Here is an 8,937-nt window from a genome sequence, read left to right as displayed (position 1 = left end):
AAACCTTTGCGGACCTTAAGAGAGACATCGAAGCCTACATCTATTTTTACAATAACGAACGATTACAAGCAAAATTAAACGGCCTCAGTCCTATGGAATTCAGGAGTAAGGCCGCTTAACTGTTTTTATTATTTGTACTGTCTACTTGACGGGGTGCTGTTCATGATGCCGCATGCTCCTACTCGTTTCTTTCATAATATAGCTTGAAGACGATGTCCTGATTATAGTTCCCGAACCCGGCGCCAAATAGCGTAACGCCGCCTACATTCTCAGCGTCTTCCTCAACAGCTATGCGGAATTTCCACTGCTTGTTTAAAATATCGACATCATCTAGGGTAACGTCGGATATTTGCTGACCGTCAATAAAGGTGCCGTTTGGCGTAATTTTTAATACTTTCAGCAGGCCGTATTGATTGATCTCGTCCCACCACCAGTCAGGCGTGTACTTGCCGCGTTTGCCGCCGAAATCGCCGGGGCTTGTCCATAGGCCGATTTTGGTGCCGTTGATATAGAAGGAAATGTCGGACGGCCAATTCTCATTGGCAAACGGAGCCTCGGACGATATTTCGAAAGAAATTTCGAGCTCGGTAGGCTTCTCGCTTTTCAACAGGAAGTTAGCAATTTTGTATTCGATGAAGCCGCTGCTGAACCATAATATTTTTGCATTGGTGCGCTCCGCATCAAGGAAAAAACGCGGCTCGTCGAACATGCCGATTACCTTCACGGTAGTAGCTAGGCCGCAGGTCGGCTCTACTTCGAAGTCGGTGTAATGACCGACGGAAACGATAGATTCGTGATAGGTGCGCAGCGCCGGACGGCTTTTGGACGGGAAATCGATTTCGATGCTGTCGGTAATGAGCTTGCACATTTTTTTGGTGCCGCCGCTGCTGGAAACCATCTCGGAGCTAATGAGCCCGGCTTTCTCCAGCTTTTTGACATGCATTGTCATGATCGGACTGCTCAGCTCGAGCGCTTGCGCGAGATCCTTAATGTTCATTTCCTGCAGGGCAAGCAATTGAATGATTCGAAGTCTTACATCGCTCGCCAATGCTTCATAAATCGGTAGATGCGTATCTGAAATATCTATTTTCATGCCTTCACTCCGCTCAACTTTATTAACCGTGCAATCGCTTTGCATTAAATGAATCGAAATAATATGTCGTAAGGTTTGGTTCGTTCATTGGGTATGATCATTTAACTAAAGTGAACTATTTGTTTATTTTATATGTTAATAGTTGGCTTTACAAATTATATTTCCGTCCCAAGTACATAGAATTTTTAGCTGGAGGATTGAGAGGAATCATGAGTATGCAAGCATCCGAGCAGTCGCGCAAGCAGCTGCGAAATCCATTGGTAGAGCAACGGGCAGATCCTTGGGTTTTGAAGCATTCGGACGGTTTTTATTATTTTACAGGCTCCGTGCCTGAGTACGATAGAATTGAGCTTCGCAGAGCGGCTACAATTGAAGGACTGACCGATGCCGAGCAGGTTGTCGTGTGGAGAAAACACCATTCCGGGCCGATGAGCAAACATATATGGGCGCCCGAGCTGCATCTGATCGGTGGGAAATGGTATATCTATTTCGCCGCTGCAAGGGAAGACGCGCCGTTTCGGCATCGTATGTATGTGCTGGAAAATGAATCGGCTAATCCGCTTGAAGGCAGCTGGACGGAGAAGGGACAGATCGCCACGGATTGGGATTCCTTCTCTCTTGATGCTACTAGCTTCGAGCATAACGGCGAGCAATATTTAGTATGGGCGCAGCAAGATCCTGCCATTCAAGGCAATACAAATTTGTATATCGCGCTGATGGGTAATCCATGGACGCTTGCGAGCAAGCAGGTGCTGATCACGAGGCCTGAGCTTGATTGGGAAGTCATTGGCTTCATGGTGAATGAAGGCGCGGCCGTGCTAAAACGCGGCGGCAAGATCTATTTGACGTATTCCGGCAGCGCGACGAATCACAATTATGCGATGGGGATGCTGACGGCTATGGAAACGAGCGACTTGCTTGATCCTGCCTCTTGGGTGAAGTCGCAGGAGCCGGTGTTTGTGAGCAGCGAGGAGAACAGCCAATACGGTCCGGGGCATAACAGCTTTACGGTGTCTGAGGATGGCGAGCAGGACATTCTCGTTTATCACGCTCGCAGCTATAAGGAGATTGCAGGCGATCCATTGTTTGATCCGAATCGCCATGCGCGCGCCAAAGTGTTTACGTGGAATAGCGACGGCACGCCAAACTTTGGTACTCCGCCGGCGGATTCGGTGTAGATTTAGATAGAAAGGAGCACCATGTGCGAGGTCTTTTTCCTATAGGATGAAGAAATCAAAGGAGCAGCGATGAGGAATAACCTCATTGCTGCTCCTTGATTGTGTTATACCGCCTGCAACCCGGCTTGGTTAAGCAGGTTCCATGGTTTGTTGTAGTGTGGCTGGAAGAAGAAATCGACGTAGCTTAATTCGTCCATGGTCATGCCGTTTTGGATACAAACCGATAACGTATTTATCGATTGCGTCAGATCGACCTTCGAGAGCACCTGAGCGCCAACGATTCTGCCGCTGTCTGCTTCGTAAACAACCTTCAGCGTTACTTGCTCGTAGGTCGGCATAAACTCGGGACGGTAATTGTCGATGATTGTGACATTTTTCACATTCATTCCCGCAGCAATTGCGGCTGTTTCGGTTAAACCAGTCGATGCGATGTTGTAGTCGTAAATCTTAATGCCCGATGTGCCTTGCGTCCCAAGATATCTGACGACTGGCTCCATAAGGTTTTTGGCAACCAGCGTGCCCATGCGAACGGCGTTTGTTGCAAGCGGGATATAGGCATTTTGACCAGTCGGATTATAGTGGACGGCACAGCTGTCGCCAGCGGCAAAAATATCAGGCTTGCTCGTTCTCATATAATCGTCGACGATAATCGCACCGTTTGGCAGCATGTCGACTTGACCCTTGAGCAGCTCAGTATTAGGACGGAAGCCGATGCAAAGCACAACGAGGTCCGCTTCATATTGGCCAGCAGTCGTATTAACCGTTGTTACGCGGCCCTCGGCGCCCGTGAACGAAGTGACGGTTTCGCCGGTTGCGATTGTAATCCCTTTATCAATCAACGCTTGCTCAGTTAGATCGGTAAACTCTTGGTCCAAGTATTTATATAAAATGCGCTCCATATTATCGATCAAAGTAACCTGTTTGCCAAGCTGCTCAAAGGCTTCAACAAGCTCAATGCCGATATAGCCGGCCCCGATGACGGCGATGCGGTTCGCATTTTTTGCTTTTTCAATGATCGTTTTCGAATGGTTATAGTTTTTGCAAAGAACGATATTTTCGAGATCAATGCCGTCCATTTGAGGAACAATCGGCCACGAGCCAGTCGTTACGACGAGCTTATCGAAAGTGTCTGTAAATTCGCCGCCGGTTAGCAGGTTGCGGACTTGAATCGTTTTGGCATCCGTATCTACTGCAAGCACGTCATGGCGCATATGCGTCGTAACGCCTAGCTTAGCGAGCTGGTCAGGTGTTGCGTAAAATAGCTGCTCGGCATCCTTTACTACACCGCCAACGTGAAGGGCAATGCCGCACGATAAAAACGAGATGTTGTCGTTCCGTTCATAGACCGTAATGCGGGCCTCCGGGTAAAGCTTAGCCATTTGGGTAATAGCAGCAGTTCCTGCATGTGTGCAGCCAATAACAGCAATGTTCATCGTCATCTAAAACGCCTCCTATTGTATGTGTAAAGGGCGTGAGCCGCGTCGGCTGTCGACCTTACAACGTGAATTATTTCACAACCTATAATACAATGTGAAAACATTCACAACCTTTTCTTGCTTTTATCATATGCGCTTTTGGAGTAATTGACAAGGGCTTTTGAAGCCTTTTTCAAAACAATGATTAAATTATCAGACAATTTGACACGACTTAGCCACAACTTTTGGAGGCAGGCAAATTTAATTGAAGCATCAGCCCTGCAACGAGCATTAACAACGGAGAGCCTTAGCCCGAACGCAGCAATCGGCAAGATGGGCATAAGTGATGTACGTTGCCGCACTATGTTTTTAGCTGTTTTCATTTTAGATGATTTTCGATTACACTTTTATTGAAAGACCAGCAACAATCGCTAAGGAGGAATTCGGATGGAATCAGTCTATGACGATAAAATAGTACTCATAACGGGTGCAGGAGCGGGAATCGGCCGTGCGCTTGCGATCGCCTATGCCGAGCAAGGAGCGCTTCCCGTGCTCGTCGATAAAAATGAAGATGGGCTTGAGCAGACCGGCGACCTGCTGCAGGAGGCTGGCTATGATTCCTTATCCTTTGTCATCGATATGAGCAAGCCGGAACAAATAGTAGGTTTGCTCCGCGATATCGAGACGATGCTGGGCAGACTGGACATCGTCATTAATAATGCAGGCTTTGGCATATGGAAGTCACCCTATGATTTATCAATCGACGAGTGGGACAGCGTAGTGGACACGAATCTGCGCGGCACCTTCGTCTGCTCGCGTGAGGCGGCGAAGCTGATGCGGACAAGCGGCGGAGGCGCTATCGTGAACATTTCCTCGACGAGAGCGATGATGTCGGAGCCGAATTCGGAAGCCTATGCCGCCTCGAAAGGCGGTATTCTGTCGCTCACGCATGCGATGGCGGTGTCACTCGGTCCTGATCGCATAACCGTCAACGCCATCTGTCCGGGCTGGATCGAAAATGGCGACTACGATAAGCTGCGGCCGGAGGATCATGCGCAGCATCCGTCACAGCGCGTTGGCAAGCCGGCGGATATCGCGCGTGCGTGCCTTTACTTAACCGACCCTAACAATGATTTTGTAACGGGTACCCATATAACGATTGACGGCGGCATGACGAGAAAAATGATTTATGAGGAATAGCTTCATTGTTTTACAGCAGCATGTGATGCTTGGCGAAACTGAATAGGCGTCATGCCGATAAGCTGCTTGAACAAGCGGTGGAAATGCTTCATGTCGTGCAAGCCGACGAGCGGAGCGATTTCTGCCGCTGTTTTTGTTGTTTGTTCAAGCAGCATACAGCTTCGCTCAATGCGCTCCTTGCGCAGCAGGCTCGTAAACGTAAGACCCGTTGAGGCAAGGATAAGCCGCTGTACCTGGCGCTCGCCAAGCTGAACTTGCTTTGAAATGTCTCGCAGCGAAATCGGCTCATGCAGATGTGATCGCATATAGTGGATAAGCGTGTCCACACGATCGCCGGGCTCGATAACATGCGATGGGCTGTTATGCCTCCCAGTCTCTAAACGGCGCTCAAGCAGCAGAAGCAGCTCGAGCAGCATAGCGAGCAGCATCGTATGAAAGCCCAACCGGGCTTGTTGAAACTCCTGAAGCATCCGGTCGAATAATGCTCCGAATTCATGCGCTTGCTCGCGAAATGAGATCCAGCTCGTCATGGCATCAGCGCCAATATGTTTAAAGCGGTACGAGTTTAGCGTATTTGGCATCGTGCTTGTAAGGGACTCTAGGATCGACTGCTCAAAGATGCAGTTGCCGACAATTAGACGACTATCCGCGGCAGAGGAGGAGGGCCTAAACACATGAGAGATGCCGATCGGAATCAAAAATAAATCCCCCTTCGTTACGCGCAGCGCCTTATCTCCAATATAATGAAAGCCGCTTCCTTCCCATACGTAACAAATCTCCACAAATTCATGCGCATGCTCGCGAAGCTCGAATCGTTCACTTACCCGATTAACGAATATCGAAAGCCCATCGTTGAAATAAAGCTCGGCCTTGGTGAGCATGACATTTTTTTTCATCTGGAAGCGCTCCAATGCTATCAAAATAGGAACCGACATTTGTGACTCGTCTACGCTTACAAACCACTCTTATGTCATTTTACACCTATATATTTGTCGTAATCAACCCATTAGTCCGTTCTTTCGCTGCTGTACAATCAGAGGTAATATGGCGAAGGAGTGGTTGCTGAAATGAGTCGTGCATGGCAGGCAAATTGGATATGGACACAAGGTGAGGAGAGCCCTCGCAATGAGTGGCACTGCTTCCGCAAAACCTTTATGGTACCGCAGGAAGGCTGGAGCGACAGCTCGCTCCGCATAACGGCGGATTCAAGATATGTATTGTATATCAATGGAAAGAGGCTGGGGCGCGGCCCCGTCCGTTCTTGGCAGACAGAGCAATCCTATGATACGTATGAGGTTGGACATTTGCTTGAGCGCGGTAAGCAGAATACGATTGCGGTGCTGGTCATGCATTTTGGCATAACGACCTTTTATTATATCCGCGGTCGCGGCGGCTTGCTGGCACAGCTGGATTTGCTGAGCGAGGACGGCAGACTGCTGGAGACCGTGAGCAGCGATCAGTCATGGCGGACGTCCCGTTATCTCGGTCAGCATTCAAGAGCTACACGTATGGCTTGCCAGCACGCTTTCTCTGAATATGTGGATGCCTCGGAGTGGGATGACAGCTGGAAGGAACGTGATTATTCCGATATAGGCTGGGCTTCGGCGCTCGTCATAGCGGCAGTAGGGGAAGGGCCATGGACGACATTAATTCCCCGCGATATTCCTCTTCTGACGGAAGAGCAGGTTTATCCGCAGCGCGTAGAAGCGCTTAACCAAATAAAAACCTTCCACTGGACAGCTGCAATAGATGTGCGCAATCATTTGGCAGCAGGCAGTGAAAATCATTCGAATCATCTCGAATATATAGGTTATGCGGCGACGCTATTGGTATTAGAAGAGCCTGCATCGGTTGTGCTTGGTGCCGCATTTGGCGAAGGAATAGTTGCAGTTACGCTAAACGGAAAGGTTATTGATGCCTTTGGCAGAAATGACGTTGAGCGCTACGCGGAGCTGGAGCTTGAAGCCGGTGAGCATCTGCTGCTTGTCGACGTGTCCGGCCAGTCGCATCCCGGCATTATTCATCTGGGGCTTTATTGTGAGAAGCCATTTGTTTTCCGATCGCCTTGGGAAGACGCTGGTGAAGCGCATTCGGTGTTTTGTTCGATTGGGCCATTCGATACGGCCGTTCAAATCGATCATCAAGGAAGGCAGCCGTTTAATCGCAAGCATCCTCTTTATTTGGAGGTCACGGGCTCGGTTGCCTCGGCGGGAGACTTATCGAAATATGCCGAATGGGTGAAGCCGATTCCGAACAAATTCGTCAGCGAGGCCGATGTATTTGCCTTATGCGTGTATAAGAAGGAGAGTACGGCACTTGCGATTCCGGCATCGCTGCAGCAAATGGTCATTCCGAATGCGGAGGCAGGAACGGTTCCGATTTTCCACGGGATGGATACGGAGCTCATTATTGATTTTGGCAAAGAATATTCCGGTTATTTGACGTTCGAGGTAGATGCGGATGCGGGCACGGTTATTGACTTTTACGGCTTTGAATATATGAACAGCCATTACAGGCAAGACACATACGGACTAGATAATACGATCCGGTACGTATGCAGACAAGGTAGACAAGTATATGTATCCTCGGTAAGACGCGGCTTCCGTTATCAGATGGTAACCGTGCGGGGGGCGACGAAGCCTGTTAAATTTTATGGTCTGACCTGCTTGCAGAGCAATTATCCGGTTGCCGAAATCGGCAAATTCCAATGCTCGGATCCGCTGCTAAATGATATTTGGCAAATTAGCCAGCATACGACGAAGCTTTGCATGGAAGATACCTTCGTTGATTGCCCGGCTTACGAGCAGGTATTTTGGGTGGGGGATAGCCGCAACGAGGCGCTTATCAGCAACTATTTGTACGGCGTAAACGACATCGTCAAACGTTGTCTCCGGCTCGTTCCGGGCTCCAAGGATCAGACGCCGCTGCTTGTCAATCAAGTGCCAAGCGGTTGGAACAGCGTCATTCCGAACTGGACTTTTTTCTGGGCGCTAGCTTGCCATGAGTATTATTTGCAGACGGGAGACCGTGATTTTGCGAAGGAAATGTACGCGCATATGCAGTTTACGCTGAAGCACTACTTGGAGAAAATCGACGGAAACGGCCTCTTTAACATACAGGGCTGGAATTTCCTCGATTGGTCGCCGATCGATCAGCCTAATGACGGAGTCGTGACGCATCAAAATATGTTTTTAGTCAAAACGCTGCTTGCGACAGCTGAATTAGCGGCAATCGTTGACGACGCTGCGGGTGCTGCATGGTTTGCGGACGAAGCGAAGAAGCTGACGAGCGCGATTAACGAGCATTTATGGGATGAACAGAATCAGGCGTATATCGACTGCATTCATGCGGATGGGCGCAGATCAGAGGTGCTCAGCATGCAGACGCAGGTTGTTGCGACTTTGACCGAGGTGGCAAGCGGCGAGCGTTATGAGCGTCTATCGAAATATATGCAGCAGCCGCCAGCGCATTTTGTGCAAATCGGCAGTCCGTTTATGTCTTTCTTCTATTATGAAGCACTTGCGAAGTCAGGCAACGCGCAGCAAATCATAGATGACATCCGTCATCATTATGGCGTCATGATCGACAACGGGGCAACGACCTGCTGGGAGATGTATCCAAACTTCTCCGAAAATCGCGCGCATGAGGATATGCTAACCCGCAGCCACTGCCACGCTTGGTCCTCGGCACCAGCCTATTTCCTAGGGCGCGAGCTGTTAGGCGTAAAAGCATTGACTGCAGCATGGACTGAGGTGGAAATCGCGCCTAATCTATGCGGACTTGCTTGGGCGAAAGGAAGCGTCCCGCATCCAGGCGGAGGCAGAATCGATGTTTCTTGGCGCTTGGAGCAGGGCGGTTCGGCGATGAAGCTGGAGGTTGCTTATCCAGCGCATGCGAAAGTGAGTATTAAAGTGCCTGAAGGAGTAACGGCCGAGATTCATGAGACGAAGCTTGGATAGAAGGTAGCTAGGGGTGGATGCCTATCCGTGAAATTAGGGTGGGCATAACCCCATTGCTTCGGGCTCATAATAGTTCAAGCGACTATTATGAA

7 protein-coding genes are annotated in these 8,937 nt (G+C 49.5%); 4 read left to right on the top strand and 3 right to left on the bottom strand.

Annotation, left to right across the window (positions count from 1 at the left end; all coding sequences use genetic code 11):
- Positions 1–119: IS3 family transposase (locus ADU23_RS34170; protein WP_157266079.1), on the top strand; the 119-nt coding region annotated here is incomplete at its 5' end.
- 59 nt (positions 120–178) lie between these two features.
- Here the strand turns inward: ADU23_RS34170 and ADU23_RS03195 are convergent.
- Entirely contained in the window at positions 179–1,093 is a 915-nt protein-coding gene (locus ADU23_RS03195) for an ArsR/SmtB family transcription factor (RefSeq protein WP_053372423.1), read from the bottom strand.
- A 209-nt stretch (positions 1,094–1,302) separates the two neighbouring features.
- Here ADU23_RS03195 and ADU23_RS03190 point away from each other — a divergent pair, with 209 nt between their 5' ends.
- Positions 1,303–2,271 (top strand): glycoside hydrolase family 43 protein, encoded by a 969-nt coding sequence (locus ADU23_RS03190; protein WP_053372422.1) that lies wholly within the window; start codon positions 1,303–1,305, stop codon positions 2,269–2,271.
- A 104-nt stretch (positions 2,272–2,375) separates the two neighbouring features.
- Here ADU23_RS03190 and ADU23_RS03185 read toward each other — a convergent pair whose 3' ends face one another.
- Positions 2,376–3,704, bottom strand: coding sequence for an FAD-dependent oxidoreductase (locus tag ADU23_RS03185; RefSeq protein ID WP_053377440.1), 1,329 nt, complete (start codon positions 3,702–3,704; stop codon positions 2,376–2,378).
- A 429-nt stretch (positions 3,705–4,133) separates the two neighbouring features.
- Here ADU23_RS03185 and ADU23_RS03180 point away from each other — a divergent pair, with 429 nt between their 5' ends.
- Positions 4,134–4,886, top strand: a complete 753-nt coding sequence (locus ADU23_RS03180) for an SDR family NAD(P)-dependent oxidoreductase (protein ID WP_053372421.1) — start codon at positions 4,134–4,136, stop codon at positions 4,884–4,886.
- Positions 4,887–4,888: 2 nt separating this feature from the next.
- Here the strand turns inward: ADU23_RS03180 and ADU23_RS03175 are convergent, their stop codons facing one another.
- Complete coding sequence (locus ADU23_RS03175) at positions 4,889–5,782, bottom strand: AraC family transcriptional regulator (protein ID WP_053372420.1); 894 nt, start codon at positions 5,780–5,782, stop codon at positions 4,889–4,891.
- A gap of 171 nt (positions 5,783–5,953) precedes the next feature.
- Here ADU23_RS03175 and ADU23_RS03170 point away from each other — a divergent pair, with 171 nt between their 5' ends.
- Positions 5,954–8,845, top strand: a complete 2,892-nt coding sequence (locus tag ADU23_RS03170) for a family 78 glycoside hydrolase catalytic domain (RefSeq protein WP_053372419.1) — start codon at positions 5,954–5,956, stop codon at positions 8,843–8,845.
- The last annotated feature ends 92 nt before the right edge of the window (positions 8,846–8,937 follow it).

Origin of the sequence: Paenibacillus sp. FJAT-27812, from assembly GCF_001273905.1 — a bacterium.
Taxonomy (GTDB): Bacteria; Bacillota; Bacilli; order Paenibacillales; family Paenibacillaceae; genus Pristimantibacillus.
The sequence above is the reverse complement of the archived record's forward strand: the minus strand, read 5'-3'. Positions and strand labels throughout refer to the sequence as shown.